Below are 26428 nucleotides of genomic sequence, written 5' to 3'. Positions count from 1 at the left end.
CATGATTCCATCGCCGGGTGCAGTCTATGAAAACCCTACGCGTAATCAATTTCCTGTTTCTGGTTCCGGCTATGACTCTGGCCGCCTGTTCCGGCGAGCATAGCATCGAAGGCACGGTGGTCGATTACGATACCCGCGAGCCGGTATCCGATGTGCGGGTTCAGACTCGGCAGTACGGCTGGAAGATCAGCCGCGACAGCATTGTGTGGGATCACCCCACGGTTTACGATACGCGGACCGACGCCCAGGGGAGGTTCCGGCTGGAATACGAAGGTGCGGACAGCGCCAAGCTTCAGGCCACCCGTGAGGGATACGTCCCGTTCATACACTGGTATGAAAGCGAATCCACCGCCGTCATCAAAATCAAACGGAAAGATCCCGTCCGCCACCCGGTGAAATCCGGTCTCATGCGGATCGGGGTGGAAAACCATCAGCCGTTCGGGTGGTCCTTCAAGGATGGACGACGCGCTTTGGATCCCGAAGAGGCGGATGTGTTTCCCATGTTTGGATCGAGGACGGATTGGAATCACATCCGGCTGGCGGTAACCGGTGGGGGTGGGCTGCAATTTGTCTCCGGCCCTGAACTGGAAGTGGAAAGCGATTTCCTGGTTTTCACCGACCGCGCTCCGCCGGAAGGGTACGCTGAAAATCTGTCGATGGATTTTGACAAGCCGGGCGGGGTGTTTTACGTGCGGACCCGTGACGGGCGGCACTATGCGAAGTTTGAATTCGATCCCACACGGCTTGCCACGGAGGGGGGGACGACCGGCTACACGCAGGGCAACTGGGCTCTTCTCCTGATGTACGTTTACAACCCCAAAGGAAGCCGCAATCTGAAATACGAGAAGTAACGTTTTATCCCGCCGCCAGGAGTTTTTCCAGTTCGGTATGTCCGCCCAGGCGGGCGCTTTGGGCGGCGGTCCATCCATCCTGTGTGCGCGCTTGCGGATTGGCTCCCCGTTCCAGAAGCAGTTGCACGATCTCGCGGTTGCCTTCAAACGCGGCGCTCATGAGAGCGGTCCAGCCATTGTCCGCTTGTTGATTGACTTTCGCGCCCTTATTCAACAGCAGGCGGACCGTATCTCCATGATTGCCGAAGGCGGCGCTGATCAGCGGTGTCAGGCCGCGGCTGTCCGCCTGGTTGACGTCGGCCCCCTTGCTGAGAAAGAGTTTGACGATCTCGAGGTTTCCTCCGAATGCGGCACTGTTGAGCGGAGTGAACGGCTCGTTCTTCCCGAACCGGGGCGTGGCCCCGTGGTCCAGCAGCCACCGCACCAGCCCGAGGTGTCCGCGTGAGGCGGCGATCTTCAGCGGTGTCATGGCCTGTTCGTCACGTGTGTTAACATCCGCCCCGTATTCGACGAGAAGGCGGACCACCGGTTGGTGTTCCCCTCGCACGGCTCCCGCCAGCGCGGTCCTGCCGAAGCGGTCGCTGGCGTGCACGTCGGCTTTCTTGTCCAGTAAAGTTTGTACCGTTTCCGCGTCGCCGCGAAGGGATGCGGCCATCAAAGCGGTCAATCCATCGTGGTCCTTCAGGTTGACATCCGCACCGTGTTCTAAAAGGAGGCGGACCATATCCTGACGGCCGCGGTAGGCGGTGTCGATGAGCGCGGTGCGGCCGAACGAATCCGTCGCATTGATGTTGGCACCATGCTGAAGAAGAACGGGAAGGATGTCCATTTTGCCACCGACGGCCGCATCCATGAGCAGGGTGAAGCCGTCGTTGTTTCGCACGCTGGCTTTGGCACCGTGGTCCAGAAGCAAGTACACGATTTCCGATTGATCGCGCATGGCGGCCAGCCATAAAGCCGAATACCCGTTGCGGTCGCGAAGATCCACCTCGGCCTTGTGGTCGATCAACAATTTCACCATGGCCGGGTCGCCCATGGTGGCGGCCCACATGAGGGGAGTGAAGCCGAACTGGTCGCGGTGGTTGGGATCGACTTTCAGGGGGAAAAGGGTCTGTACGAGATGGTGATTGCCACCGGCAACCGCGCTCATCAAGACCGTGCGCCCGTCATGATCCCGCGCAAGGGGATCGGCTCCCAGTTGGATCAGGGAGGTTGCCAGCTCGGCGTTGCCATTGAGGGAGGCGTGCATGAGGGCGGTGAAACCGTTGGAATCGGAAGCCGTAGCGGGAGCGCCGCGGTTGACCAGCCACGAAGCCGCACTGCGCGCGTCGGCTTCCACCGCTGCGAGAAGGGCCACCGCCAGTGCGTCAGGGTCCTTGCCGTGTCCGGCCACCCACATGTCCATTTGGGCAATATCCCCGGCTCGGGCGTACTGGATCAGTTCCTTCACGGCTTCGGGGGGAATTCCGCCGTCCTTGCGTTCCGAAGAAGGTCCGCAGGCAAGCAAGGTGGAACACAGGATCAAAACAAAAAGATGGGACCGACGTCGGATAAAGAGGCGGGATATCATACGAGTGTCTCAACGGGTGAATCAACCGCGATCACTTCTGTCCCGAGTTATACTCCTTCGATCCGGTTGATTCAACCATTGTTTTGAACAGGCATCTCGTGGGGAATCTGGAATAAAAGGGGAAGGCGACGCCGGACCGAAGCCCGGCGCCGCACCAGGGAGGTTCAAGGGAGGTGACTCACTTCGATGTCAACTCGAAGTCCAGATTCGCGGTTCCGTCAGCGCCGACGGTCACCTCCTTCGTTACCTCACCGACGTAAGGATGCCACGCGGTGATTTTGTAGGTGCCTGCAGGAACCTGATCCAGCGTGAACGCACCATCCTTGCCGGTGACTGCGTAGTACGGATTCCACACCACGCGCGCATCGGCTTCCATGAAGTTGTGCTGGTCGCACTGCAGGAAGAAATGCTGGTCGCGTCCCGGCCGCATGCGCATCAGGTTCTTGGTGACATCGGCCACGTCTCCCTTGCTCGGCAGCGGTTTGTTGAACAGCGTTTTCCTCTGTGCGCCCTTCACTGCATAGCCGTGCGGGTTGTGCAGGATATCCGGATCCTGGTTGACGATCTGCACGAGGCCTTCACGAACTCCGCGCGGGGGGCGGCGGACGACAGACACCTTCGGGAAGATGTCGCAGTCCTTGAAATCGAACTGGATGATTTCTGCGTTCCAGTCCTTGCCCTTGTCAATGTTTTGAATGAACACGACGGCGCCGTTCAGTTTGCCGTCGGTCACCTGCACCTTCTGCCGTGGACGCATTCCGTCCTTCGTGGCGTCGGGGTGCTGTGCGCAGAACTCGGCGTTCTTGCCCTTGGACAAGTCCTCCATGATCGGGTCCGGAGGCGTGCCTTTGAACAGCACGGTGCCGGTCAGCGTGCCGCCGTTTTTCACGTCAATGGCCTCATAGCCTTTTGCCTGCGCGAGGCCGGTTCCGGTGGCGAGCCAGAGCGCCATCGCTCCGGCGAGTGTCGGAAGCATTTGGGTCTTCATGATGACACCTCCTCTTTGGAAGCGGGTTGGCATTGCGGTTTATTTTGCAAGGGACGTATTGATGTACTTCACCAGGTCCCAGATTTGCTTGTCGCTCAGTTGTTTTCCGTGGGCCACCATACCGGTGCCGGGAGAACCGTTTTTAATGACCCAGAACATCTGCCCCGGCGAAATGTCATTCATCGTTTTGGCGCAGGTGAAATTGCGCGGAGCCGGTTTCAGCGCCTTGCCCAGGGGCCCCTTGCCGTCGCCTTTGTCTCCGTGGCACATTTTGCAGGCCATCGGCTTGGCGGATTTCTGGAACAGGGATTCTCCGTTCTGGGCGCTGGCGTTTTTAGGAATCTCCATTTTCTGAAACTTGGACGGAGCGGTTTTGGTCTTGCGCGGTTGCGGACAGTCCTTGGCCGCAAGCGCCGGGGCGGCGGTCAGCATCAGGCCCAGCGTCAGCAGAGCCAGCACCGTCGTTGCCCGGGTTCCCTCAGTCCGTTTCAAACGGGGTCGGTGAGAAAGCATGATCGATTCCTTTCCTGTGGGTGAATGATCTGTGACTTTTTGCGAACTCCCTTTGTTGCGTCGAGTGTCCTTTTCACCTTTCAATATAGAAGGTGAAAATTAAGAGACCCTTAAGGCGGGCTTAAAACTTTTTAATTAGGGACGGTTAATGTGGTGAACGGATGACCGTGAAGTACGGTCAGAAAAGAAATGAAAAAGCGGAGATAAAAGGAAGTGGGGGGAGTGAGAGGTCAGTAGCCGAGCTGGCGCAGGGCTTCGTACACGGCAATGGAGACGACATTCGACAGGTTCAGCGACCGCACGCGGTCATCGTATTGCGGGACGCGCACGGCGGTTTCCGGGTGAGCGTCGATCAATTCTTCCGGCAATCCCAGCGTTTCCTTGCCGAAGATCAGGTAACTGCCCGGCTGGTACTGGTGCTCGGAATACAGTCTTTTCGCTTTTTTGGAGAAAAAGATGCAAGGGGCGTTGGGGGGCAGGGTTTGCAGAAATGCGTTCCAGTGGGCGTGCCGCACCACATCCAGGTGTTGCCAGTAATCCAGCCCGGCCCGTTTCAGTCGGCTGTCCGTGATTTCGAAGCCGAGCGGTTCCACCAGGTGCAGGGTGGATTGCGTCGCCAGGCACAACCGGCCGATGGACCCCGTATTCGACGGGATCTCCGGTTCCAGCAAAACGACGTTCAGGTTGTGCGGCATGCCTGGGGGTGCGGGTCAGCTGCGGGGACGGATGCGGTAGAAGTATCCGTCCAGGGCGGCGAAACTGCCGTTGCGGACCACGCCCAGAAAGGTTCGGACCTTGTCCTCCGGCACCGTGTCCAGAATGGATTCCAGCTCTTCGTGGGGCACGTCCTCCCATTCCTGGCAGTCGGCGGAGCGTTCTATGGGATAGGGTGATATGTCTTCCATTTTGATCTTGTACCTGTCCATTCGCATTTCGGGTTCACATCCTTGCAGAGGGGATTTCGTCGTGGAAACCACGATATATATACCACAACCCGAAAGGAATGGAACGGATAACTGCCGGGATGCGAGCTGCCTGTCGGAAAACCGCTCGATCCTTCAGCCGCCGGACCCGGACGGTTTGTGTTTGAGCGAAGCGGAATTGATGCAATACCGCAGGCCCGTCGGCGCGGGGCCGTCGTTGAACACGTGCCCCAGATGAGCGTCGCATCGCGAGCACAGCACCTCGGTTCGCCGCATCCACAGGGTCCGGTCCTCTTTTTCCGACACCGCGTCCTCCGCCTGCGGGGAATGAAAACTCGGCCAGCCGGTGCCGGAGTCGAACTTGGTGTTTGCTTCGAACAACGGCTGGTCGCAACAGATGCAGTGGTACATGCCGGGGGTCTTGGTGTCCCAGTACTCCCCGGTGAAGGCCGGCTCGGTGCCGTGCTGGCGGCAGATGCGATACTGTTCCGGGCTCAGCTGGTCCTTCCATTCCTGATCACTTTTCTGGATTTTATCCATTAGAGGAACTCATGCGAACGGGTGATTTCATCACTTCAACTCCCGCGCCAGGATATTTGCGTAGTCCCGTATGCGTTGCACGTAGCGGACCGGTTCCCGGCCGCGGGCGTATCCGTATTTCAGTTTTTTATAATACTTTTTTTGGCTGAGCAAGGGAAGCACCTCCCGCAATTCCGTCCAGGAGTGGGGGTCCTTGCCCAGATCGCGTGCCAGTTTTTGAGCATCGTGCATGTGGCCGCGGCCCACATTGTAAGCGGCGAGCGCCATGAACGTTCGGTCGGGTTCCGGAATTTCCTTGCGGAACCGTTGTTTGAGTTCATGCAGGTATTGAGCGCCGGCCATGATGCTGGCTTTCGCATCCATGCGGTTTTTCACGCCCAGCGATTTGGCGGTGACCAGCGTGAGCATCATGATGCCACGTACACCGGTGGGGCTTTTGGCGCGCGGATTCCAGCGGGATTCCTGGTAGGCCTGCGCCGCGAGCAGGTTGTGCGGCAGGCCGAATTTTTCCGAAGCCTTGTCGAACAGTTTCCTGTACTTGGGATAACGCTTGCGAATATGCCGGTTGAAGGTGGCGATATTGACGTAATCGAATTTGGGAATGTACTTGTAGTACTTCGCCATCACCGAGTCGAAATCGCCACTGTGACTGAACTCTTTCAGCCAGCTGTCGATGGCATCGCTTAAATCGTCTGCCGCCTGGGGCAGGACCCATGCCAGAGGCTCGGGCGGGGTGATGTCGAACTGCACCGTGAGTTCGGGATAATAACGGCGGTTGATTTTCACGATGGTGGAGTCGGCGACGGTGCAGTCGATTTCCTTCTCCCACACCTGTTCAAAGATTTCCTCGGTATCCATGTCGGTGGTGGCTTTCCAGCTGAGACCCGGATGTTTGGATTTCAAGCGTTCCAGGTTTTCCTCGTAACTGGTGCCCGCCACCACCACGAGGTTCACCTTTTGCTCGATCAACTCCTCCAAAGATTCGGGCCGCACACTGCGACGGCGGCACACGACCTGTTGCGTCACTTCCTGGTAAGTGGGACCGAACAGAAACTGTTTGCCACGCACATCGGTTTTGGTGATGCCCGCGGCGGCGAGGTCGGCTTCGCCTTTCTTGATGGCGTCGAGGATTTCGGTCATCGAATTTTTAATGATGAACTGCGGCTCGACGCCCAGCGATTGGGCAAAACCGGCGACCAGGTCGTATTCGGGCCCGGTGGGATTGCCCTGCGCATTGAAATGATACGTCGTGGGCGCGTTGCGTGTGAGGACCACCAGCTTGCCGGAATCCTTGATTTCATCGAGGCTTCGGTGGTCGCCTCCAATCGGACTCCCGCATCCCGAAATAATCAGGAGGAGGAAGCCGGCCAGTATGGTTCGATTGATAATTGGCATGGTCGCGTGATGAATGGTTTCCGTTGCCCTGCGTAAATAAAACGTTCTTATACAGAGTAAAAAAAGAAACCCGTGAAAACAAGAAGGGAAAGGTAAATGCGGTCAGGGGCATGATCACGGTACGCAAAAACAATTGTTCTGGTAAAAAAAACAGCGGACGGGTATGGTTAAAATCATTCCCGGTTTGTTTTATGCCGGATATCACCGCTTACAATTTTTGGGAGAAAAACGCTGGATGCCGGAATGGTCGGTGTACCTGGTGCGGGCGCAGAATGGGAGCCTGTATACGGGGGTCAGCAATGATGTCGAACGCCGTGTGGCGGAGCACGCTTCCGGCGGTTCGCGCGGGGCCAAGTTCTTTCGCGGCAAGGGACCGCTGGAGCTGGTATTCCAGGAGGCTGTAGGGGACCGCTCGCATGCGCTTCGTGCTGAAGCGGCGATCAAAAAACTGCGCAAGGAAGATAAAGAGAGGCTGGTGCGTAGGGAAGTCGCGTTGCACACCCTGCTGTCACCGCCTCGTTCCGGGAATTAAAGAGTCCCTTTATTTCCTTGTGGGAATGGAGAGGCGTGCGCGGTTCATTCCGGTTGGGATCCGTTCCACCATCGCCCCCATTTGACGGAAGAGATTTTCTGGCTGAAATTGGGAGCGGGCTGGTAGTACACGTGCAGTCCCCCCGACCGGTCGATGGGTCCCCGCTTCACCCAGTTTCCTTCGGGCAGCGTTTCGAGGTCGATCAACCACACCTTGCGGTCGTCGGTTTTGCGGATGATGAGGAAGCCGTTTTCTTTGCCGAATTCGCTGCGACCGAACAGGGTCACCACGTCCCCGCGTTTTCCTTCGAACGTCAGAGTGTAGCGTCCCTGGCAGGCATAGAGCCGGAAACCGCGCAGGTGCTTGATATCCTTTCCGCGGTGGACCTCGTAAATGCCGCTGCACGTGGTGCCGCTGAAGGTCGGGTCCAGTCCTTCCTTGATCAGCGACAGCATCCCTTCCTGCGCCGAACCCGGAAAGGGAAACGCAAGCACCAACCAAACAACCGTAATAAGCAAAATCCGTTTCATAGCCATTTTCATTTTTTGATGAACACGAAATCGCCGCCCTCGTGGCCGGAGTTTTTGATGATGTTGTATTCCGGCACCTGCTGGGCAGACCCCGCGACGCGTTCCTTGATCTGGTCGTGGAACAACTGCTCGGCAGTGAACACGGGGTTCTCCGGTTGTTGCAGCGCTTCAATGAAGGCGCGCGCGAACACCGAATGCCCACCGCCTCCACCGTCGGCCACAGGCTCATTGCCGCCACTGGCCATCAGGGTACGTGAGGGACGCGACCTCATCTTGTCAAGAAACCGTCTTTTCTCTTCAGCCGTACTCAGCCGCGTGATGGCGGAGCGTGTCAGCGTGCCGGAATAACAACTGTCCGCCACAACCAGCACGTGCCGCGCCGCCATGCGCTTGATGTTGGAAGTGATGTTGTCCACGATGATCCACTTCGTGTCGCTGTTGGGGCGGGCGTCAGCGGGAAGCCAGTAGGCCTTGTTGACGGTTTTGTCGAATTCGCCGTGGCCCGCGTAATAAATCAGAAAATGATCGTCCGCGGTCAAACGGAGACGGATACCGTTGAATGCGTCCATGATGGCGTCGCGGCCGGGATCGATCAACAGCGTGGTCTCAAATCCATACTGATCGCGCAGGATGCGGTCCACTTCCCGCGCGTCATGCACCGCGGTTTTGAGCGGTGGCAGGTGGCGGTACTGGTTGATGCCGATGATGAGTGCATGATAGTGGCCTTTGACGGGAACCACCGATTGGGATTTTTCCTTGTCTGCCACCCATTCTTTTGAAACGGGAGCTTCTCCTTCCACCCAGAAAGTTTCCCACGCCAGGTTGCCGCGCGTGTCCTCGGCCATGACCACGATTTTGGTTTTGCCTTCCTCTAACGGCACCCCTGCAGAGAAGTTTCCGGACACGTCTACGCGCGCCGGGCGGTTGTTGACGGTGACGCGGGCGATGCCGCTTTTGTCGGTCACGCGTCCTTCGACGAAGGTTTCCGGCAATGCGGGCACGACCACGATGCCGCGCAGGATTTCATGCGACGTGATGACGATGTCTGGCGGGTCGGTGTCGGGAGCTTCCACAGGTAGAGTGGGCGACGGAGTTTTGGGGCCCGTCTCGGGGACGGGTGTTTCCGTCGTTAGCGGGGTTTTCGATTCAGGCGCTTCCGCCACCACAGCCGGTTGGACGTGCGATGCCAGGTCCCACCACCGCACCGTTTTGTCGATGCTTCCGGAAACTGCAAAGCGGTTGTCCGGCGAGAAGGCAACGGAGGTCGCGCCTTGTGTGTGGCCTTCGAACGTGTGCAGGAGCGCGGCATCTTCCGCATTCCACAACCGGACCGTGCCATCGTCTCCCGCAGAAAGCAGGTGCGCACCGTCCAGGGAAAACGTGATTGCATTCACTTTTCCCTTGTGGCCTTTCAACGTATGCAGGAGTTCTCCGGTAGCAGTGGAGAACAGCCGCACGACGCCGTCCTGTCCCGCGGAAACGATGCTTTTGCCGTCGGGAGAAAACGCTGTGGCGAAGAGTTTGCCGTTGTGACGCGAGAAGGTCCGCAGGCGCGTTCCGGTCGAGGCATCCCATAGTTTCAATGCGTCTCCCTGAGCGGTGATCAGGGTTTTGCCGGAAGGAGAAGCAGCCACCGATCGCACCGGTTCCAGTGCAATGAACTCCGATCCCGATTCGCCTTCATCGGCGAAAACGCGCAGGGGCTGGCCTGTTCGGACGTCCCACAAGATGATGGATTCCCCGAGTCCGCTGGAGACGAGGCGCGTTCCATCGGGAAAAAAGGCAAGGCCGGTGACCGCATCGAAATGGCCCGACAGCGACCGCACCTCGTTCCCGGATTCCACATCCCACACCTTGACCAGCGTGTCCGCTCCGCCTGTCGCCAGCGATCTCCCATCAGGGGAAATTGCGACAGCGTTCACTGCGCCACTGTGACCGCTCAAGGTTTTCTGCCTGTCGCCTGTGCGGGCGTCCCAAATGATGAGCGTCCCGTCGTCTCCCCCTGAAATGATATATTTGCCGTTCGGAGAGACCACCACGCCCTGAACTGCAGCCGTATGTCCGCTCAGAATTCGAGGTACTTCGGCGGAAGAGGTGAGGGGCGTTGACGCGAAAAGAAAAAACAGGAACGCCACGACGATTTTTGGAAATGCGGCGTGGTGCATCCCATTTCGGGGTGGAGGTTCTATTTGTCGAATCGGGTTCGGCATCGTCTGCCATCCAGGTTGAGCGGTTGTCCTAATATACACCTCTTTTGGATTTGGAGGCAACGCAGGCGGGCGGGGTTGGCTCATTCAGGCCGGGACCGGGCCGGGAGGCAAAGCTTTTTTACCGGGGGCCGAATGGTATCGAGGGCGTCAGAAGTTGGTTTTCTGATGCATCTTGTAATAGAACTTTTCGAGGTCCTTCACCGAAAGCATGCCGACGATCTTGCCGTTATCGGTGACGGCGAGGTGACGGATGACCTTCTCTTCCATGATCATGGTGGCCTTCCCAACGGTTTCTTTGCGGTCGATGGTGATGATAGGCGAACTCATCAGGTCGCCGACTTTCACTCCGTGCGGGTCGGCCTGGCCTCCCATGGTCAGGTGCATCCAGTCGGTTTTGGTGAAGATGCCTTTGAATTCTCCGTCAATCTGAATGAGCAGGGCGCTCACCTTATTGTGATACATCTTGTCCACCGCATCGAAGGCGGTGGTTTCCGGCCCCGTGAAGAACAGGGTTTTGCTCATCTGATCGCCTACGGTGTTTCCGGTGGTCATACCGACTCCTGAGTTAAAGGTTGTCGTCCATGTTCCATCCCCGCGTAAAGGGGTCGTTTCCCCAGTGAAATGGCGCGCCTGGGGCGATTCGAACGCCCGACCTACGGATTAGAAGTAAACTAACAAATTTTTCAGGAAATTTCCCGATGATTCTAAAAGCTTCGGAATAATTAGAGTTAGAGCCTTTCAACGGTTTTCAGGGAATCCAGCGAAATCCCGCAAAATCGCCCCTTTTCCGGGAAGGATTACACAGGAATTACACACAAGTTTTTTGAAAAACGTTCTGAACCGCATCCCCCCAAACACCGGCATTTGAATGTTCCTGCCAAAGGACTCAAATTATCCTTTCGAATCCTTCATCCTTTGTAACCCATAATTCGACGAAGTCAAATTCCTTCAGAAAGGGGGCCAGGTTTGTGTCGGTGTCCTTGCAAAGGGCGACGGATCTAACCGATTTTGCTCCAAGGTTTTTGGCCAGTAGCCCTGAAAATACGGTTTGACCCATGAGGTACATTCCCAGTCGCCTCGTTTTTGTCTGAACCACCACCACATCATGCCCTTCCAGGGTGGGGGCCTCCTTCCAATGAAGGGTGGACTTTTTCAGATGGGGAAATATAACCGCATCGGCGGCTCGCCTCTCAGAGGTTTTAGATTTCTCCGCCAGGGGGTACTCCAAAACCAGCGTGCCTCCAATGACTTCCTCCCAAAATTTGATTGTAATTGGTGTTTCTCGTTTACTCATTTTTAAAAAATATCAAAGTTGAAATTTACCGAATCGTGTGTTCAAGCTAAACTTTGGTTTGTAGCAAAAATCCTAACATAACATCTGGATAATTTTTTTGGGGGGGAGGTCGATTTTGTAGGTTCTGTGTGTTTGCGGAGTTCTGTCATAGATCGGCCAGTAATCGTTTCGAGTGGGTTTTAACTCGAGGATGCACCGGGAATGGCTGTTACCATTTCATATGCAGAGGGATTCTCTAGAATATCTTTGGCTTGAGTTAATTGATCGATGCAAAAAAATGGGCCCTCCGCAATTTCTCCATATTCCTGGTTCCATCGGTAATTGGCATGTTCATACACATATAAAATACACTTCATCCCCAATTTTATACCTGGGTTAATATCGGATTTTATTGAATCCCCAATAATCCAGCTATGCCTTGCCTCAAACCCTGTCTCACAAATTAAATCTCGGAATGCGGTTTCGTTCTTGGTGCCAACTACCTGAATGTGCTGAAAGTATTCTAATAAGCCGACGTTTTTCAGTTTTTGCTTTTGGAAATTAACATCACCTCTGGTAAGAAGGGCAAGAGTATAGTGTTTAGCCGTCCATTTAATTAACTCTAAAGCGCCATCAATTAATTCTGGAAGATGATTAAAAATATAATTTCCACATTTTTTAACATCCATCTCAATATTTCGAAATGAATCCATGCCAGGGTTATTCTTTAAGGCAAGATAAGTATCCTGCATACTTTTCCCATATCTCTGGGGTATATGGCCCAAAACTTTGATATTTTCTCCATCAATAGATTCAAATTTAGCTAAAATCTCTTTTCTGTCGAAACCCTCTTTAGCGAGGATTTCTATAAAATTGTTCCTTGCGCGCCAATACACGTCACTTGTATCAATTAGCGTGTCATCTAAATCAAATATAACTAATTCAGGATATCTCATGGAAAGAGTGAATTTGGTTCTTATGGGTTTTCTTTAATGTATTTTTGCAGTTTTTCTTGGTGGACCTCTAAAGATTCTATTTTTGAAAATAAAATGTCAATTTGTTTGTTAATGGAATCTTGATTTTCATGGACTTGAAGTTGGGTTTTGAGTTCTGAGATTTCTTTATTCAATTTGTTGTTTAAACCATACATCTGCCATACCAGAGTCGGTGCCACCGTCACCACCACCGTTGCAATAATTCCAATTATCCATTTATAAATGGATACTGAATCTTTTGTGAGAAAAGGTAAATCCCGGTTTTTTAATATTAGTTCCAGAATATTTTTAGGAACCATTTCGCTGGTTTTTTTATGAAACTTCCTTTTTGTATCTTCTATTGGGGCGTTTTTTGAATATGGTTTTTCGGGTGCAATTGGTAATCGCTCAAATATGACTGTGAAAATTTTATCTCCCCGCTGGATAGTCAAATTTACCTTTCTTAAGTTTAAGGCTATCACGGTAATTGGGCCATTAAAGCCAGGGTCAATATGTCCCGGATTTAAAACAAGCAATCCCTCTGAGCTCATTCCATTAAGGGGGAACACTGTTCCGACAATGTTATTTGGCATCTTTAAAGTTTCCATTGTCAAAATACTAACAACTTCCCCAGGTTCAATTTTAATTGCATCTGTATTCTCTGTGTGGTTTTCATCAATCTTTTTGCTTCCAGAAAAAATAGTTCCTATTCTTAAATCGTAACTACAAGGTTGGACATTTTCATTGTTTGAGTTCTCAATTAATTGGTTCTGGCTTATCTCTTCTTTTATTTGCTGATCGGTTAATATGCCTGAAGCAGCCATTGTTTTACCCTTAAAAATTTGATTAAAGGATTAGAATAAAGTGAGTATGGGTTTTTGAGTGTATTTTTCTAAATACCAAAAAATAGAGGGAAAATCTAAACCTTAAACCCCAGCCTCTCCGCCTCTTCCAGAATCATTAGTCCCTGTTTTGCCTGTTTAAAACTTGGTTGTCCGGAACGCATAGCAACCTTTCCAAGAGAAAAAGCAAGGCTTCTCTGCCAGGCCTTGAGGTTGTTTGTCTCCTTAGCCCATTTTGCAATTCCAAACCAGGCTGTAGCCGGGACTTGGCTGGCATTCTCTATGAGGGCTTTTTCCTCTTCGTTGGGGCCCTGGATGCCGCGGTTCGTCTGAACTTTTGTCCCCCTGCTGACATCAATCAACTCATCTTCAAGCCGTGGGTGGACTCTGAAGTTACCTTCCTTAATCTTTTCCCAGCATGCCTTTTTCTTGCACCATTCCGTAATGTTCCGCATGTTCTGGGGAGGGGAAGTGATAATCTCATTAACTGATGCTGAAACCGTGCGGATGGAGTCCTGGAGAACTACTGACACCCCCTGATCCTTCCAGATCTGGTCAAGATTAATGCGCATGGAGGTATGGTGGGAAAGCCAGGCCAGGGTGTAGGTGACAATGTTTGCCCGGTACCCGCCGTAGTTCTCTCCACTGACAATTTTTTCCGCAGTTTTAAAAAGGATTGCTTTGGCAACCAGATGTTCAAAATAGGTAATGTCCACATCCACCCGGCCCCTTTCCTTAAGCTGGACTGCAAAATCATTAAAATTTTTCTGGGCTCCCAGACTTACGATATAAGGCAACTGGTTCCAGGTGTTTTCATATTTGGCAAGGTCTGTCTTTGTAAATTTCTGGCGATTGGGATGAAGGGCCTCAAACTGCCGTTTCCTGGCCGGAGTACCCTCTCTTGCCTTGGCGTCCTGGTATTGGCCTCTGGACCGCTCGTAAAACCATTTTGTCTGCCTGGTTGTTCCATCAACAGGAGGAGCCCATACAGTACGGGAAAGCTCTTCCAACTTTACATGGAAGGGGTCATTTGCATAAAAATCGGCGTCATTGACCTTGTTCTGGCTGTTTGCGAACCTTGAAATAAGAGGGACAATTTCATCCAGATGCTCTTCCGGAATGACAGACAGCTTTGCTTGAATATAAATGCCGTCCAGACTGGCCTTGTCCTTTTTGGCAGTGTGGAACAGAGAGGCAGTGGTCTGACCGCCGTTCACAATCTGAAGATTACGGACTTTTTTAAGAAAAAGTGCGCCGTTCTGATGTTCTTTGAAAACAATATCGTCGGCCGTGGCAGTTATTCCGTTGTTATAGGCAAAGAATCTGTGCGGCTCTTTGATGATGGTTTCCCGTATTCCTTTATTGACCTTTCCACGCGCCTGCAAAAAAGATCGAACATTTCGCTCAAGAAGCCGTGGCCCGTACTTCCCGTAAATTCCGGCAAGGACTTTTCCTGGGATTACTGCAAGGTATCCCTGATAATCAGAGCCCGGATCCAGGAGCGTCAGGCAGGGGATTTCACCTTCAAACTCATCACCAAAATCAATTTCAATGGGCTCAAAACTTTTCCCCGAGCTTGCAAACCGAAATATTCTGCGGATATCCCAGACATGCAGGGAAACTGAAATGTCATTATTGTCCTCTGCCTGAAATGATTCCTGATTTACTATGCCGTCTGTAAGGAGATAAATCCTGCACCGGGTAACCTGGTTTCTCAACTCATGAATTCTCTGAAAGGCATCAAATGCTTCCGAGGCTTCTTCCAGTGAATCATGAAATCCGCTGAATCCTTTTTTGAGTGAAGTCTCTGCCTGCCTGAAAGCCGCTTCACACTGAGTCTTTGTGACTGTTACTGGAGGGGTCTGCTGGTTGAAAATGGAAACAAACAGGTCAATCACATCCTCGTCCTGGGAAATATTGTACCCATTCATCTGCATTCCCCGGGTTTTGTAATGGCATATGGTTATGTCATCAATCTCCCCTGCCTCGACAAGGTAATCTGCTATCGTCTGCGTGAACTGGTTAATTCGGAAAGTTTCCCCCTCTTGACTGTCTGAAGCGGAAATGACCTCCTGAAGCAGGTCTTCGGAAAAACTTTGAAAGCGCTCTTCTTCAGTCATCGGAGTGCCCCCTGAATTTCAGATATAAGTTCATCTTCCGGCACTTCATAATCCATGCATTCGGCAACTGAAATCGAATAACTGACGTCACCCACCCCCTGCCTTAATTCCTTTTCCTTGATTCTCGGGAAATTGTCCCTGACAAGAAATGGCTTGGAATCTCTGGGGAAGTACCCGGTGTTCCCATACCTTTGTGCATGAATATCCAGATACCCCATTTTCAAAAGCGAATTATTAAACAATTCCAATGCACCAGGTTCATTTTCAAGGCTGTTTTTAATCCGCCGGATTATTTCCGGAAGGGTTTCAGTGTTATTTTCCACCAGTGATACGGAAAGGCAGTACAGGTAAAGTTTTCTGACCGATGCCTCATCAAGCTGCTGTTCGCTTGCGATTCTGAGTTTCTGGTGCTGTTTGGAAGCTGTGATTTTAACTTCCACTGAAAGGCTGCCAAACTGGAAATCCTGCTGCCGGCTTTCGGGTCCGACCCAAGCCTTCAAGCCTCTCTGGATGTTTCCCGGTCCGCTCATCACAAAACGTTCAAAAAAATACAGTTCACCATACAGTCCCATCTGAGCATCAGGGCCTAGCCCCTCAAGTGCCTGCTTTTCAAAGAACACCTGCCAGAGCCTGACCCTGGCCTGGAAGGATGAAATCATTTTGGCAGCACCCCCTGCCGAATGCAGGTGTGACAGGAGGTCTTCACAGATTGCCGAAAAAATTTCATTGTAGTCAGGGCCTGATGCAGAGAGGATCAGGCTCATATGGTCGGAATGAATCTCGTCTCCTGTTATTTTACTGGTAAAATCAAACCCCCGGGATGGAGGGATATCTTCCAGTAGCAGCGCGTTTTCCCTTGGCACCTCCAGAATAAAGGTTCGACTGGCCCCTGGGTGTTTGATGCCAAGCAGCATGGGGCAGGGCTGTCCGGGATTCACCAGGCGTTTAAGGATTCCGGACCCTGGAGTTTCACCTGATTTCTTTTCAAGTTCCTTCCAGAGCTGTTCATTCATCATCTTCGTCCTCACCATATCGTTCCCGCCAGTACTGGGTATTGACCTGGTATTCAATTACTTCGTCCCGCACACCCTTTGGAAAGCTAATTGCAAACCCTGTGACCGGAAGCTCCGTAACCATATTGCCACCGACCCGGCATTTGCCTGGGTCAAGTGGATAAATGAGGAGAAGCCCATTTTCCGGAGGGCGCGCAGCTCTAATAAATGGTCCGCTGGGGAGTTCTGGCTTTTTCTTCCCTCTTTTTTCTCCCCTCTCCCATGCCTGAACAGTCTCCAGAAAGGCCCGCTCACGCTGGCCCTCATCAAGGTCTATAAACTGGTCTGAGGGACTGATTATATTTGCATTCTTCAGCATGTATTTATCATCGTCAGGGGTGTCATCTGAACGCTGAATCAGGCCCACATCGAATCCGGAAATCTGATGATGGCGCGCCTCGGAGGAACTGTTTGAAATCAGAGCAACTGTCCAATCTGTCAGTTCGCCATTGGCATTCACCTTGTCAATATACTTGCATAGAAGTTCCGGGTCGGATTTTCGGGAAAGAGGGTGGGTCTGAAAGTCAGATAGAAAGGCCTTGACCTGTTCGGGAGAAATTTTTTCCCACTTCAGGTTTGATTTTTCCTGTGATGTCGGGCTACCAAGAGCTTCAATCCATTTTGCAACGTGGCTATAGTTCTGCTCAAGCAGGCTCTTTTTTTTGTGGAATACTGTGGTTTGGACAAGGTGGCCTGAAAAGGTAGCCAGCATTTTCTTCCCGTGGCGGATTTTATTGGCGGCAGTGATGTTCAGGCCGTTGGGGTGGGTTCTTACCCGCAAACCATATTCCTCGGGTGTCAGTTTACTGACCTCCATAATCCGAAATTCCCGTTTGAGCTCCTCATTGGCCACAGAAATATGCTGATACCACCCAACCAGCTCTTCAGTTGTGTAAAGACGGCAGAGGTCCAAGTATCCCGGTCGGTATCCAAACCATCTACCCATCTGAAGAAGGGAGTCATAATTTTTTGCAGGTCTTGAATAGTAGCTTACTGACAACCCTTCCAGGGTCAGCCCCCTGGAGAGTTTGTCACCCCCAATGGCAATTACGTTCAGGCCGTTTGGATTGTCTGTATAATCCAGGACACCCCCGTCAGTTCCGTAGATTCCCCTAACCTGGATCTTCAGTGCAGCGTCAACTAGTTCAATTTCCAGTTCCTGCCATGGGATTGGTTTAAGCACCGGGTCCTCAGTGCGCCTAAAAATAATTTCAGAGGTTTTTACAAAATCTGTTTCCCAGAGTTCCTGAAGGTCTGCTATGAAATCCATGGCGGGCTTGCCGGTCCGGTATTCCAGAATTTTCTGTATCTGTTCAAGTTCCTGACGGACAAGATCTTGTGTCTTTTCCTGGATGTTGTTAAAGCGGGTAACATGCACCAGCATGGAGTTGTGGACACTTTTCTGTCCTCTGACTCTCCTTGCAGCACAGACCAGAATAAAGGACTTGATGGCTTTCAAAAGGGACTCAGGAAGAGCTTCAACTTGAAGGTCTTTTTTGTGCCTGGGTAGAAAAACCGTCTGGGAGTCTTCAGCAGATCTTATGAGAGGGAGAGCATTGTCTTCCTGCGTCACACCGTCAAGATCCTGCTCAATTCCGAAAATTTGTGTGGCCCCGACATAGTTGGAAGGGGGATTGATGTAATAAATAAAGTTTCTTGGAAACAGGTCCGGCCCGTATTGAGAAGTGTCATCTTCATCCGGGAGGATAAAGATGTTTGCAAATGGAGTCGCTGTATAACCAACGTAAGAGGACTGATTGAAAACCTTCAATATTTGCCTTATTACACGGTTTATTGCTGTGGGGTCTTCATCCTCGGATTTGGTGTTGACCGACGCGTTGTCAGCTTCATCATCAAGAAAGAGCAAAGGTATGTCCTCAACAACTTTCTCTCCGGTCTCAGGGTTTGTCTTCCCCTGACTTTCCACCCATTTAAGTATTCTTTTCAGTACTGATGTGTTCTTCTTCACCACTAGAAGAAGGGGAGTGCCTCCAAGCTGGATATTGGCGCTTTTATTGGCTTTAAAATCCCCGTTTATGGAACTGTCGGTCAGTGGGTGAACAATCAGTTTCCCGTGATCGGCAAGCCTTCCGACCCCAATCCTGGCACTCTGGTTGTGGAGTTTGCCAACTTCACTTTCAAAGCCAAGGAATTCAGCATCAAGACGGGACTGTGTTTGGCTTCTTAGATCATTTGTCATTCCGGCAAGTACAATAATTAGTTTGTAGCCTGCGTCTGTTGCCTTGCAGATAAGGCCGGTATAATTTCCAGTTTTTCCGGACTGAACATCTCCTACGACCATTCCACGCCGGTCCCATATTCCGGCCTGTTCAGGGTTGCCTAAATCCCCAAGGATCATGTCGGTTGTTGAATTAAGTTTTCCTGTGAGTTCTTTAGTCCAGCCTTTTTCTTCCTCAAGGTACCCCCTGTAACGTTTCCAGAAATGCCAGTCAATCTTCGATTTTCTTTCCAGAAGCCAGGGTGTATGTTTTTTATCCCTGAGGACAGAAGGGTCAGCCTGCCATATGCTAGTAAGGCTGTAGATATCCTGAAAAAGTTTTTCCCTGTCGATATCCCCTGCCCGACCCTCAGACTCATACGGTTTTGCCAGAAATTTTATTTTTTCCCTTATTATGTCCGTAGTAATTATTTCTTCGGAGCGCAGCAGAACCATTACAAGCTTCTTTAATTCTTCATATGTGTCACTCATTACACTCACCCTTTTCAATTTTCTGCCTGTAGGTAAGAATATGTTCGGGATTATAGTTAAAAGGTTCCATGCTCAGCAGGCGGGAGAATGCCTCATCGGGATTGCAGCCGTTTTTCTGTAGAGATACATAGACAGAGGCGATAACCGGCTCAAGGGAGCTGTAGGTACAGTGTTCGAGGGGCATTCCCATTTTGTCGGGCTCTTCGTAACTCGTTATCATAATGTTGGCCGAAGGTATGGTTTCTTCTACCATCCTGAGAAGCGGCTCAATATTCTTTTCCCCGCAGACTTTCAGTGTTTCCCGGACAAGAGGGTGTTCGCGGTTAATCTCATAAAAAAATTTCCCGTGTTTTGTTTTCTGATTCCAAAGAAAGACATACTCCTGTGATTTTTGTCGGGCCATGACCCTGCCTCTGTGCCTGTAAATCTGCACCGCCTGGTCACGTGACAGTTTTGCAATTTTCTTCAGGTCGGCACGCAGTGGCCCTGGTGGCCTTGCGCTGGACTTTTTCACATCAATCTGCCATTCGCTGTCCATGGAATTCGGCAGGTCAATCTGGATGCGTGCGAGTTTGTAATGTTCTTCCTTTTTGAACCCAAGACTCAGCCAGTCACCGGGCACCAGAAGCCTCTGGTTTCGGTAAATATAGAAACCCTGCTGGGCGTTCCATCCATTCGGTCCTGCCGCCTTTTTATGGACTTCTGAGGATATTTTGGACTGGTGCGGGAGCACAAAGGGTGTGACCTTGACAGACTTTCCTTCGCAGGTCAGGGTTTCTATGGGGAGTTCCTGTGTTGCGGATTCTTTTTTCAGGAAGGGGTCCCATGCTTCCACCTCTCTTGAATTAATCCAGATTTTGAGTCCTCCGGGTTTTTCAAGGAATCGGTGAAAAACCATTCCCAAGTGAATTTTTACCCTGTCAATGGACTCCAGAAACAGGTTGTAAGCCTTCTGATCTTCAGAGCGAGCACCGCCCGTTACCCTGTCCATCTTTTGCCAGAAAATTAATGTACCGTGATCCCCGAGGTCTTCATTCAGAAAGATCAGAGGATTTGGTTCTATAACCTTGAGTAGTCTCCATTCACCTGTCTCATTGATATAATCCAGGTCCCAGCATCTGGAGAACACATGCCCGTCCTTTCTTCTGGAAACAACAGACAGTCTTCTGCACTGTGAAAATGAAGCGGTTTTCAGGCCAAGGCCGAACCTTCCAAGGTCCTTTGGCGACCGTTCCTCAAGAGGGCTTTTTGTGCCGGGGCGCATTGCGGCCACCAGCTCTTCTTCGGACATGCCCCACCCGTCATCCTTTATGAAAATCCAGGAATCCCGGCCGTCCCATTCCATCTGGACCCATACGTTTTTTGCGCCTGCTGAAATACTATTATCAATCAGGTCTGCCACCGCTGTTTGTAGGTTGTAGCCAAAGGCCCTCAAAGATTCCACCAGGGCGGCAGGCTCTGGCTGATTTATTTCATATTGCTCCGAATCTTCAGTTGGCGACATGGCCATCCTCCAGAAACCTTTCGAGACGTTCAGATAATTTGTCAATGTCATTTACTTCACACTCCCAGATAACCAGCCTTCTCCATCCCTGGTCGGCAAGCTCTCTGGCTACGGTTTTGTCCCGCTGTACATTTGCCTTGAACTTGTTTTTCCAGAATTCAATTCTGGATTTCGGTGTATAGGCAAACCTGCATCCCCTGTGCCTGTGCCAGAAACATCCGTGGACGAAAACGACCGAATTATAGCGAGGAAGTATGATGTCGGGTTTTCCGGGAAGCTTCCTGCTGTGGAGCCTGAACCTGTAACCCATCCGGTGCAGAAGTTTTCTGACGAAAATCTCCGGCTTTGTATCTCTGGAACGGATTTGTGACATGTTCCAGCTGCGTTTTTCCCTGGTAAGGATGTCAACCATGAGTGCCCTCCTGCATCCGGTCGAGAATATCCTTTACAATTTCAGCGATCTGCTTTGCAAGGAAGGGAGGAACCGCGTTGCCGACCTGGTGATACTTTGCCGTACGTGGACCCTCGAAATGATAATTGTCAGGGAAGGTCTGGAGTCTTGCAGCCTCACGCACCGTTAGACTTCTGCATTGAGCAGGGTCATAGTGGATGAAATAATGACCGTCCTTGGAGATATGCGACGTGATAGTTGAGGATACATTGTCTGCAAGCTGGACCCTGAACCTGTCGGCAAACATCTGGCTGCGGCTTCCGTTCATTACGTTTCTGTGATGTGGCAGAAGGTCTGCCGGAAAGTCCGACAGCTTTGGAGACACTTTCATTGCCTGGGCGAATGCAGACGAAAACAGATATCGGTGAATATCCTTTTCCATGTGGGACCTCGCTTCATGGTCCGTAATGCCTTTGAGTCTTCGGTCATGAAACCAGGCTTTCATTACCGTGGGTATTGAATAATTTGAGGAGTGTCTTCTGCCCGGAGTCCTTTCAACGCTGCTTAGGCATCTGGTCAGGGTGGAGCCAAGTGCTTCATTCTGTCGGGTTACTGTTTTGAACCAACGGGTGCCAGCAGATTTTTTTATGAGTTCTCTCCAAGATTCTGCGTTGTCTTCTGCCTTGGATATCCCGCTTCGCAGCCGTGGCAAACTGCCAATAACTTCACGAACGGTTGGGGAGGGCTTCGGTTTCAGAATTCCAGGCTCAACACTGATATCCGACCGTATGCCAAGTATAAATATCCTATGGCGGGCCTGTGGTACTCCGTAATTTTCAGCCCGTACTAGGAATGAAGATGGGTCGGACAGATCTTTTATTTCGCCCATCCGGCTTAGAGAATACAGCCTGTATTTCAATCCATTTTCTGTGTTTTCCAGGGCACTTCTTGGCCTCCTGAGGTCCGTGATAATTTTCTGGAATGTCTGCTGTCCGTTCACTGTCGCGGAAAGAAGACCCTTCACATTTTCCATGACAAATACCGGCGGCCTGTGGTCAATAATTATTTTTAGATACTCTTGATACAGGAAATGCCGGTCATCCTCCTCAAAACTTGGTTTCCCCTTCATCCTGGATCGGCCAACCAGGGAGTATGCCTGGCAGGGAGGGCCACCCACTAGAGCCCACTTTTTCCTTCCAGAAAGCCGATGTTCAATAAGTTCCCGGACCTTACGATGGGATTTCGAGCCCAGTTCAATAAGCCGGGCGGATTCACCTGCTTCCTTCCAGTTTTCGAAGTATTGTTCTATGAGTTCATCTTTGGTAATTTTTTCTGCAAGGTAGTCGTAATATTCCTCCGGTACGTTTCCCTTTTTAAACGACCTGAAAAAGTGTCTCAGACGAAGGGTTTCATAGGCATGGAGGTCCTTCTCGATGGACACCAGGGCACTGAAAACCCTCCGGCCTTTTCTATCACTCAGTGCTGTAAACCCTTCTCCAAGGCCTCCGGGTCCAGCAAAAAGGTCAATGACCGGATACGTCAAATGTTTAACTTTTCCCACTCCAGTTCCCCCAAAAACCCATTTTATTTCGTTTAATGTAACCCCGCATCAGCGTCTCTAACTGGCACGTCAGCAGACCTGTTTTATTAATTGGGGGGAGATACTCCAAGTGCTGGCTAATGATGTCTGGTTTGTGGAAAGCGAACACACGGCGGGAGTGCGGGCGGGGATCTTTCGTATCTCGAAAGAAGGTTTCGTTGCCGGTGCTTTCATAATCGAAGCGGAGGTACTTGTCCCACTTCGCGAGGTAGTCCGGCAGGCCGGACATGTATTTTTCGGATTGTTCCGCGACGCCGCTGAGGGTGGTGCCCGCCAATTTGGCCTCGATGACGCCGGTGGCTTTCCCATCGACAAAGAGCAGGTAGTCGCAGGAGTTCATGCCCAGGGGGAATTCGCGGACGGCGACGCCAAGGGAGGCGGTGCGGTCGAAGTCTCGGTAATCCTGAAGGACCCACCCGGCCTGCTCCAGCAACTGGTCGATCACCTGTCTGGCTTTTTTTTCCGGGGTCGCGCGAGTCGCCACAGACAAAGCCCCCCTCCCCCTAATAGATGCGTTGAACTTGATCATTAAACAGCATGAAAACCAGTGAGTCAATTATGGAATCGGAAGGAGGAATTTAGTTTTTAAGAGAATTCAGCCAACAGAGAAGAACAATTAGTCCAAGAGGGGTAAGTAAATGCAAACTCGTTTGGGTTCTCTCTGGTCAAAGAGGGTTGTTTATGGGGGGAGGTGTGGTGTGGCACTGCGGGTCCCTGAAAATTGTCATGTTTTGTAAAGTCGACCGTTCTTTTTCTCGTATGCCCTGACCGTATTTTATTTGTGAAAGATAGGGAGCCCTCCCGTATTCTTGCGAGCTCCGCCCGCCACCACCATCAAATTTCTTTCAGGTGTCACGTTAGTGGACGCTTTCACGGACCGACCAGGCCAAAACGCTTCAGGTAATATAAGGTGAGCTGAATCCTGTGGTGGAACACGGTTGCGGCATATTTCTAATCACTTCTCGCAAATTCCATTATTTTTTCCCAAACTCCCAGTTTTTTGTCAGGTTTGTTAGGGAAGTAACACTGGACCCAATAGATATTGTAATTTTTGAATGCTGGTGGGGGATATCTATAGAAGGGTAACGGTTTTGTTACTGGGCTAGGAAATTTGTCCAAAACGCCAATGACTTTTTAAATGTAATAAGTTCCCTGAATTTGTCTCAATAACATTTCCGTTACTTGGGAGATTGGGTTTGCGAGAATCATGGGTAACCATTTTGTTACTTGCAGGAGTAACTGAAATGTTACTTGTTTTTAATGATTTAGATCTTTTTTTGCCTGTCCGCTCCTCCCAGTTTTTCGGGGTGAAACCCAACTTTTAGCGGACATCTCAATATTTAAAACATAGCTTTATAAGGAATACTGTTTTACCACAATTCGTTATTTCTTGGCCTTACTAAAGATAGGTGTGTATCTAGACCATAGAAAGGAGGTATGTATTCATATGAAATCTCAAGAATACCGAAAACTAGCCTTAGAAGACATGTATGGAGACGACTGGGTAAATGATGACATAAATGAATTTTTTGTCCGTTACTATGCTGCTCCTTTTATAGATGATAATAAAACTTCACTTCCTGCAAAGCCTGGCGAAGAAAAAACTTTTATGGAAGTTCCCTATCGTTTTTCATTTGCTCACATAAGTGACCAAAAATATACGTCAACAATGATATCGCCTACCGGAGGTGGCGAAAATGACGTAAATTTCTTTTGTGAAGACATTAAACGAACTCTGCCGCCGACTCGCTATGTTCTAATATCAACGCCTATTCTTAAGACTGGAAATGAAGGATACAAAGGTTGCATTAATCGATTAGATCAGTTTGTTGGTGTATTAAGAGCCGTATGTGGCAATAGTTTATTTAGAGAAGTAGCAAGAGAAGCCACTGTCAGCGTCCCAGGTGGCAGCATGAAAACACCATCGCGTACAATACGCATGCCTAAACCCTGTGAAGGTACTGTGGTGAATAGTACTCATTGGGATAGATGCTTTAGTCTTTTAGAGAAAATGGAAAAGGTAAATACCGCAGACAGAGACAGATTGATTTTAGCTGTACAACTATTTGAAAAGGCTGCAAGAGAAGAAAGTCCAGCAAACTTTTTTCTGTATTGGGTATCCATTGAAGTTTTGTGCGACACTCATAAAACAGGGGCAATCAAAAAGAAGCTTAAACAATCATATTCTAAAAGTATGAGCTTCATACAGAATGATTTGGGATTCGAAGCGCTTATTAACCTGAGAACAAACGTATTTCACAATGGGCAAGCCGTTAATCTGGGCGTTGATGCGGAACGATATATACAAGTTATTTTTCTAGATTTACTAAACGCAATATTAGGGGAAAACTGCGAACGATACGTAGAAAAATATATAGAATCTGGCTTTGACCTTTCTGTATTAAGTCAAGGCGGAGCAAAGGGAATTTTAGGCACAATTAACTTCGACCATGATACGAAGAAAATAGATATAAATGAATAATTGTTGATAGTGCATAGATTAAAAATGGAACGCCACCGTAGAATATTACTTACATTTAACAGCCTTATAATAGGCAGAGCATAATTATCTCTTGGCTGGAAACACAAGCATTTCCAAGTATCCGTTTTTGGCCGGTTCCCGGCGGTCGATGGTGAAGCAATACGAGCATCAGTAAAAATATTTATTTCCCGCCCGATTACACCAAAATTACACACCAAAAGAAAAAGGACTTGGAGAGTGATCTCTAAGTCCTTATTTTATTGGCGCGCCTGGGGCGATTCGAACGCCCGACCTACGGATTAGAAGTCCGTTGCTCTATCCAGCTGAGCTACAGGCGCGTGTGGGGTATCCGTCCAGCGGCATTCTAACACAAAATGTTCCAACGCGATCCGTGACAGGGAGAACGGCTCCTCAATAGAATGAGTTTTTACTCAATCTGGTTTGGAGCTTTAAAACAGGGTGGTGTGTTTTCGGGCCAAGGAAGGTAAAAAATCCCCCGCCGTGTTCCGGCAGGGGGATTCTGTGGTTGGGGTTTGCTGTGCGGGACTAATGGCCGTGTTCATTGCCGGTGTGGGCGTGGCCGTGGTCCAGCTCTTCCTTGGTGGCTTCGCGCACATCCAGTACTTCGATGGAGAAATGAAGGGTCTCGCCGGCAAGCGGATGGTTGGCATCGATCTTTATCTGCTCTTCTCCAACTGAGAGAACCGTGAAGATCTGCTGTTTTTCACCCATGTCGGCGGTGAACTGCATGCCGGGCTGGATGTCCACATCCTTGGGGAAATGCTGACGCTCGATCTCCATCACCAGGCTGGGGTTGACGTTGCCATACGCGTCTTCCGGTTGAACGGTGACGTCTTTCTTGTCTCCGGAATTCAGTCCTTCCAGCTTGGTCTCCAGCCCGGGGATGATCTGCCCCTTGCCGTGAAGGTAAACCAGCGGCTGGTCCGCGCCGGCTTTATCCAGTTCCGCGCCTTCCTTGTTTTTCAGGGAGTAGCTGAGAGTGACGACAGAATCCTTCTTAATCATAATTTACCTCTGGGATTTGTTATGAACCCGGTCCGCAAAAATCGGTTTTGGACAGATGCGCAATACCCCCCCCGGCACGGCGATTCCTTCTGGAAACAGGCACGGAAGCTGGGAAAAGTAGTGCGGGGAACGAAAAGCGACCTGACGGTAAACTCTGCTTATGTGTGCGGAGTCTCCTTACGGTTCGTAGTTGAAATTAAATGGAAGCCTGCATGATGAACGGCTAAGACAACGCCCTGCAGGGGACTTCCATTTCATGGGTTGCGGCCGAATCGACCTGTCTTGTAACACCATACCGGAATTATCTGAGATTTCAAGACAGGCACGGCAAACCGGCTGGAAGCCGAATGTTTTCAAGCTGCTTTGGAGACGCGGGTGCCACCGGACTGCCTGAGAATCCGG

The 26428-nt window shown here is 50.8% G+C and carries 24 protein-coding genes and 1 tRNA gene; 3 read left to right on the top strand and 22 right to left on the bottom strand.

The window, feature by feature from the left end; genetic code table 11:
• The first annotated feature begins 26 nt into the window (after positions 1 to 26).
• Entirely contained in the window at positions 27 to 851 is an 825-nt protein-coding gene (locus tag ACTRW9_RS02600; RefSeq protein WP_442427441.1) for a carboxypeptidase-like regulatory domain-containing protein, read from the top strand.
• A gap of 4 nt (positions 852 to 855) precedes the next feature.
• Here the strand turns inward: ACTRW9_RS02600 and ACTRW9_RS02595 are convergent, their stop codons facing one another.
• From ACTRW9_RS02595 to mltF, 7 genes are all read right to left on the bottom strand, one after another.
• Complete coding sequence (locus tag ACTRW9_RS02595) at positions 856 to 2301, bottom strand: ankyrin repeat domain-containing protein (RefSeq protein WP_442428205.1); 1446 nt, start codon at positions 2299 to 2301, stop codon at positions 856 to 858.
• A 298-nt stretch (positions 2302 to 2599) separates the two neighbouring features.
• Positions 2600 to 3409 carry a carboxypeptidase-like regulatory domain-containing protein gene (locus ACTRW9_RS02590; protein WP_442427439.1) on the bottom strand — a complete coding sequence of 270 codons (810 nt, stop codon included), beginning with the start codon at positions 3407 to 3409 and terminating at the stop codon, positions 2600 to 2602.
• Between the two features lie 39 nt (positions 3410 to 3448).
• Entirely contained in the window at positions 3449 to 3922 is a 474-nt protein-coding gene (locus tag ACTRW9_RS02585) for a c-type cytochrome (RefSeq protein WP_442428204.1), read from the bottom strand.
• Positions 3923 to 4152: 230 nt separating this feature from the next.
• On the bottom strand, positions 4153 to 4617 hold the full coding sequence (locus ACTRW9_RS02580) for a tRNA (cytidine(34)-2'-O)-methyltransferase (protein WP_442428203.1): 465 nt from the start codon (positions 4615 to 4617) through the stop codon (positions 4153 to 4155).
• A gap of 15 nt (positions 4618 to 4632) precedes the next feature.
• Positions 4633 to 4854, bottom strand: a complete 222-nt coding sequence (locus ACTRW9_RS02575) for a hypothetical protein (protein ID WP_442427436.1) — start codon at positions 4852 to 4854, stop codon at positions 4633 to 4635.
• Positions 4855 to 4980: 126 nt separating this feature from the next.
• Positions 4981 to 5385 carry a peptide-methionine (R)-S-oxide reductase MsrB gene (msrB, locus tag ACTRW9_RS02570; protein WP_442428202.1) on the bottom strand — a complete coding sequence of 135 codons (405 nt, stop codon included), beginning with the start codon at positions 5383 to 5385 and terminating at the stop codon, positions 4981 to 4983.
• A gap of 30 nt (positions 5386 to 5415) precedes the next feature.
• On the bottom strand, positions 5416 to 6780 hold the full coding sequence (gene mltF, locus ACTRW9_RS02565; RefSeq protein ID WP_442428201.1) for a membrane-bound lytic murein transglycosylase MltF: 1365 nt from the start codon (positions 6778 to 6780) through the stop codon (positions 5416 to 5418).
• A 235-nt stretch (positions 6781 to 7015) separates the two neighbouring features.
• On the opposite strand from mltF, the gene ACTRW9_RS02560 reads away from it, so the two are divergent.
• Positions 7016 to 7312 carry a GIY-YIG nuclease family protein gene (locus tag ACTRW9_RS02560; protein ID WP_442428200.1) on the top strand — a complete coding sequence of 99 codons (297 nt, stop codon included), beginning with the start codon at positions 7016 to 7018 and terminating at the stop codon, positions 7310 to 7312.
• Positions 7313 to 7356: 44 nt separating this feature from the next.
• Here the strand turns inward: ACTRW9_RS02560 and ACTRW9_RS02555 are convergent, their stop codons facing one another.
• The 13 genes from ACTRW9_RS02555 to ACTRW9_RS02495 form a co-directional block, all read right to left on the bottom strand.
• On the bottom strand, positions 7357 to 7842 hold the full coding sequence (locus ACTRW9_RS02555) for a hypothetical protein (RefSeq protein ID WP_442428199.1): 486 nt from the start codon (positions 7840 to 7842) through the stop codon (positions 7357 to 7359).
• 8 nt (positions 7843 to 7850) lie between these two features.
• A complete protein-coding gene (locus ACTRW9_RS02550; RefSeq protein ID WP_442428198.1) occupies positions 7851 to 10007 on the bottom strand; it encodes a caspase family protein in 2157 nt (718 codons plus the stop codon).
• A gap of 192 nt (positions 10008 to 10199) precedes the next feature.
• Complete coding sequence (locus tag ACTRW9_RS02545) at positions 10200 to 10604, bottom strand: CBS domain-containing protein (protein ID WP_442427430.1); 405 nt, start codon at positions 10602 to 10604, stop codon at positions 10200 to 10202.
• 334 nt (positions 10605 to 10938) lie between these two features.
• Complete coding sequence (locus ACTRW9_RS02540; protein WP_442428197.1) at positions 10939 to 11346, bottom strand: hypothetical protein; 408 nt, start codon at positions 11344 to 11346, stop codon at positions 10939 to 10941.
• A gap of 179 nt (positions 11347 to 11525) precedes the next feature.
• Complete coding sequence (locus ACTRW9_RS02535) at positions 11526 to 12281, bottom strand: HAD family hydrolase (RefSeq protein ID WP_442428196.1); 756 nt, start codon at positions 12279 to 12281, stop codon at positions 11526 to 11528.
• A 20-nt stretch (positions 12282 to 12301) separates the two neighbouring features.
• On the bottom strand, positions 12302 to 13123 hold the full coding sequence (locus ACTRW9_RS02530; protein ID WP_442428195.1) for a dCTP deaminase: 822 nt from the start codon (positions 13121 to 13123) through the stop codon (positions 12302 to 12304).
• 95 nt (positions 13124 to 13218) lie between these two features.
• On the bottom strand, positions 13219 to 15261 hold the full coding sequence (locus tag ACTRW9_RS02525) for an AIPR family protein (RefSeq protein WP_442428194.1): 2043 nt from the start codon (positions 15259 to 15261) through the stop codon (positions 13219 to 13221).
• Positions 15258 to 16277, bottom strand: coding sequence for a PD-(D/E)XK motif protein (locus tag ACTRW9_RS02520; protein ID WP_442428193.1), 1020 nt, complete (start codon positions 16275 to 16277; stop codon positions 15258 to 15260). The genes ACTRW9_RS02525 and ACTRW9_RS02520 overlap by 4 nt, the downstream gene beginning before the upstream one ends.
• A complete protein-coding gene (locus tag ACTRW9_RS02515; protein WP_442428192.1) occupies positions 16267 to 19023 on the bottom strand; it encodes a Z1 domain-containing protein in 2757 nt (918 codons plus the stop codon). The genes ACTRW9_RS02520 and ACTRW9_RS02515 overlap by 11 nt, the downstream gene beginning before the upstream one ends.
• Positions 19016 to 20578, bottom strand: coding sequence for an ATP-binding protein (locus tag ACTRW9_RS02510; RefSeq protein ID WP_442428191.1), 1563 nt, complete (start codon positions 20576 to 20578; stop codon positions 19016 to 19018). Before ACTRW9_RS02510 ends, ACTRW9_RS02515 begins: the two co-directional genes overlap by 8 nt.
• Positions 20514 to 20939, bottom strand: a complete 426-nt coding sequence (locus tag ACTRW9_RS02505; RefSeq protein WP_442428190.1) for a very short patch repair endonuclease — start codon at positions 20937 to 20939, stop codon at positions 20514 to 20516. The genes ACTRW9_RS02510 and ACTRW9_RS02505 overlap by 65 nt, the downstream gene beginning before the upstream one ends.
• The gene (locus ACTRW9_RS02500) at positions 20932 to 22461 is read right to left on the bottom strand and encodes a DNA cytosine methyltransferase (RefSeq protein WP_442428189.1); all 1530 of its coding nucleotides are present in this window, start codon (positions 22459 to 22461) and stop codon (positions 20932 to 20934) included. Before ACTRW9_RS02500 ends, ACTRW9_RS02505 begins: the two co-directional genes overlap by 8 nt.
• A 4-nt stretch (positions 22462 to 22465) precedes the next feature.
• Complete coding sequence (locus ACTRW9_RS02495) at positions 22466 to 23008, bottom strand: hypothetical protein (RefSeq protein ID WP_442428188.1); 543 nt, start codon at positions 23006 to 23008, stop codon at positions 22466 to 22468.
• A gap of 957 nt (positions 23009 to 23965) precedes the next feature.
• On the opposite strand from ACTRW9_RS02495, the gene ACTRW9_RS02490 reads away from it, so the two are divergent.
• Positions 23966 to 25000, top strand: a complete 1035-nt coding sequence (locus ACTRW9_RS02490; RefSeq protein ID WP_442428187.1) for a hypothetical protein — start codon at positions 23966 to 23968, stop codon at positions 24998 to 25000.
• A 261-nt stretch (positions 25001 to 25261) separates the two neighbouring features.
• Here the strand turns inward: ACTRW9_RS02490 and ACTRW9_RS02485 are convergent.
• Positions 25262 to 25338 (bottom strand) — tRNA-Arg (locus ACTRW9_RS02485).
• Positions 25339 to 25546: 208 nt separating this feature from the next.
• Complete coding sequence (locus ACTRW9_RS02480) at positions 25547 to 26026, bottom strand: FKBP-type peptidyl-prolyl cis-trans isomerase (protein ID WP_442428186.1); 480 nt, start codon at positions 26024 to 26026, stop codon at positions 25547 to 25549.
• Positions 26027 to 26428: the final 402 nt, after the last annotated feature.

Origin of the sequence: Nitrospina sp. 32_T5 (assembly GCF_052156635.1) — a bacterium.
GTDB lineage: Bacteria > Nitrospinota > Nitrospinia > Nitrospinales > Nitrospinaceae > Nitrospina.
Note: the sequence above shows the minus strand (reverse complement) of the source record. Positions and strands in the feature narration are given on the sequence as shown.

Excerpts from the sequence above, each read along its gene's own strand:
- ACTRW9_RS02600 (WP_442427441.1), top strand. The coding sequence starts at position 27 with ATGAAAACCCTACGCGTAATCAATTTCCTGTTTCTGGTTCCGGCTATG.
- ACTRW9_RS02590 (WP_442427439.1), bottom strand. The coding sequence starts at position 3,409 with ATGAAGACCCAAATGCTTCCGACACTCGCCGGAGCGATGGCGCTCTGG.
- ACTRW9_RS02585 (WP_442428204.1), bottom strand. The coding sequence starts at position 3,922 with ATGCTTTCTCACCGACCCCGTTTGAAACGGACTGAGGGAACCCGGGCA.
- ACTRW9_RS02580 (WP_442428203.1), bottom strand. The coding sequence starts at position 4,617 with ATGCCGCACAACCTGAACGTCGTTTTGCTGGAACCGGAGATCCCGTCG.
- ACTRW9_RS02575 (WP_442427436.1), bottom strand. The coding sequence starts at position 4,854 with ATGCGAATGGACAGGTACAAGATCAAAATGGAAGACATATCACCCTAT.
- msrB (WP_442428202.1), bottom strand. The coding sequence starts at position 5,385 with ATGGATAAAATCCAGAAAAGTGATCAGGAATGGAAGGACCAGCTGAGC.
- mltF (WP_442428201.1), bottom strand. The coding sequence starts at position 6,780 with ATGCCAATTATCAATCGAACCATACTGGCCGGCTTCCTCCTCCTGATT.
- ACTRW9_RS02560 (WP_442428200.1), top strand. The coding sequence starts at position 7,016 with ATGCCGGAATGGTCGGTGTACCTGGTGCGGGCGCAGAATGGGAGCCTG.
- ACTRW9_RS02555 (WP_442428199.1), bottom strand. The coding sequence starts at position 7,842 with ATGAAACGGATTTTGCTTATTACGGTTGTTTGGTTGGTGCTTGCGTTT.
- ACTRW9_RS02550 (WP_442428198.1), bottom strand. The coding sequence starts at position 10,007 with ATGCACCACGCCGCATTTCCAAAAATCGTCGTGGCGTTCCTGTTTTTT.
- ACTRW9_RS02545 (WP_442427430.1), bottom strand. The coding sequence starts at position 10,604 with ATGACCACCGGAAACACCGTAGGCGATCAGATGAGCAAAACCCTGTTC.
- ACTRW9_RS02540 (WP_442428197.1), bottom strand. The coding sequence starts at position 11,346 with ATGAGTAAACGAGAAACACCAATTACAATCAAATTTTGGGAGGAAGTC.
- ACTRW9_RS02535 (WP_442428196.1), bottom strand. The coding sequence starts at position 12,281 with ATGAGATATCCTGAATTAGTTATATTTGATTTAGATGACACGCTAATT.
- ACTRW9_RS02530 (WP_442428195.1), bottom strand. The coding sequence starts at position 13,123 with ATGGCTGCTTCAGGCATATTAACCGATCAGCAAATAAAAGAAGAGATA.
- ACTRW9_RS02525 (WP_442428194.1), bottom strand. The coding sequence starts at position 15,261 with ATGACTGAAGAAGAGCGCTTTCAAAGTTTTTCCGAAGACCTGCTTCAG.
- ACTRW9_RS02520 (WP_442428193.1), bottom strand. The coding sequence starts at position 16,277 with ATGATGAATGAACAGCTCTGGAAGGAACTTGAAAAGAAATCAGGTGAA.
- ACTRW9_RS02515 (WP_442428192.1), bottom strand. The coding sequence starts at position 19,023 with ATGAGTGACACATATGAAGAATTAAAGAAGCTTGTAATGGTTCTGCTG.
- ACTRW9_RS02510 (WP_442428191.1), bottom strand. The coding sequence starts at position 20,578 with ATGACATTGACAAATTATCTGAACGTCTCGAAAGGTTTCTGGAGGATG.
- ACTRW9_RS02505 (WP_442428190.1), bottom strand. The coding sequence starts at position 20,939 with ATGGTTGACATCCTTACCAGGGAAAAACGCAGCTGGAACATGTCACAA.
- ACTRW9_RS02490 (WP_442428187.1), top strand. The coding sequence starts at position 23,966 with ATGAAATCTCAAGAATACCGAAAACTAGCCTTAGAAGACATGTATGGA.
- ACTRW9_RS02480 (WP_442428186.1), bottom strand. The coding sequence starts at position 26,026 with ATGATTAAGAAGGATTCTGTCGTCACTCTCAGCTACTCCCTGAAAAAC.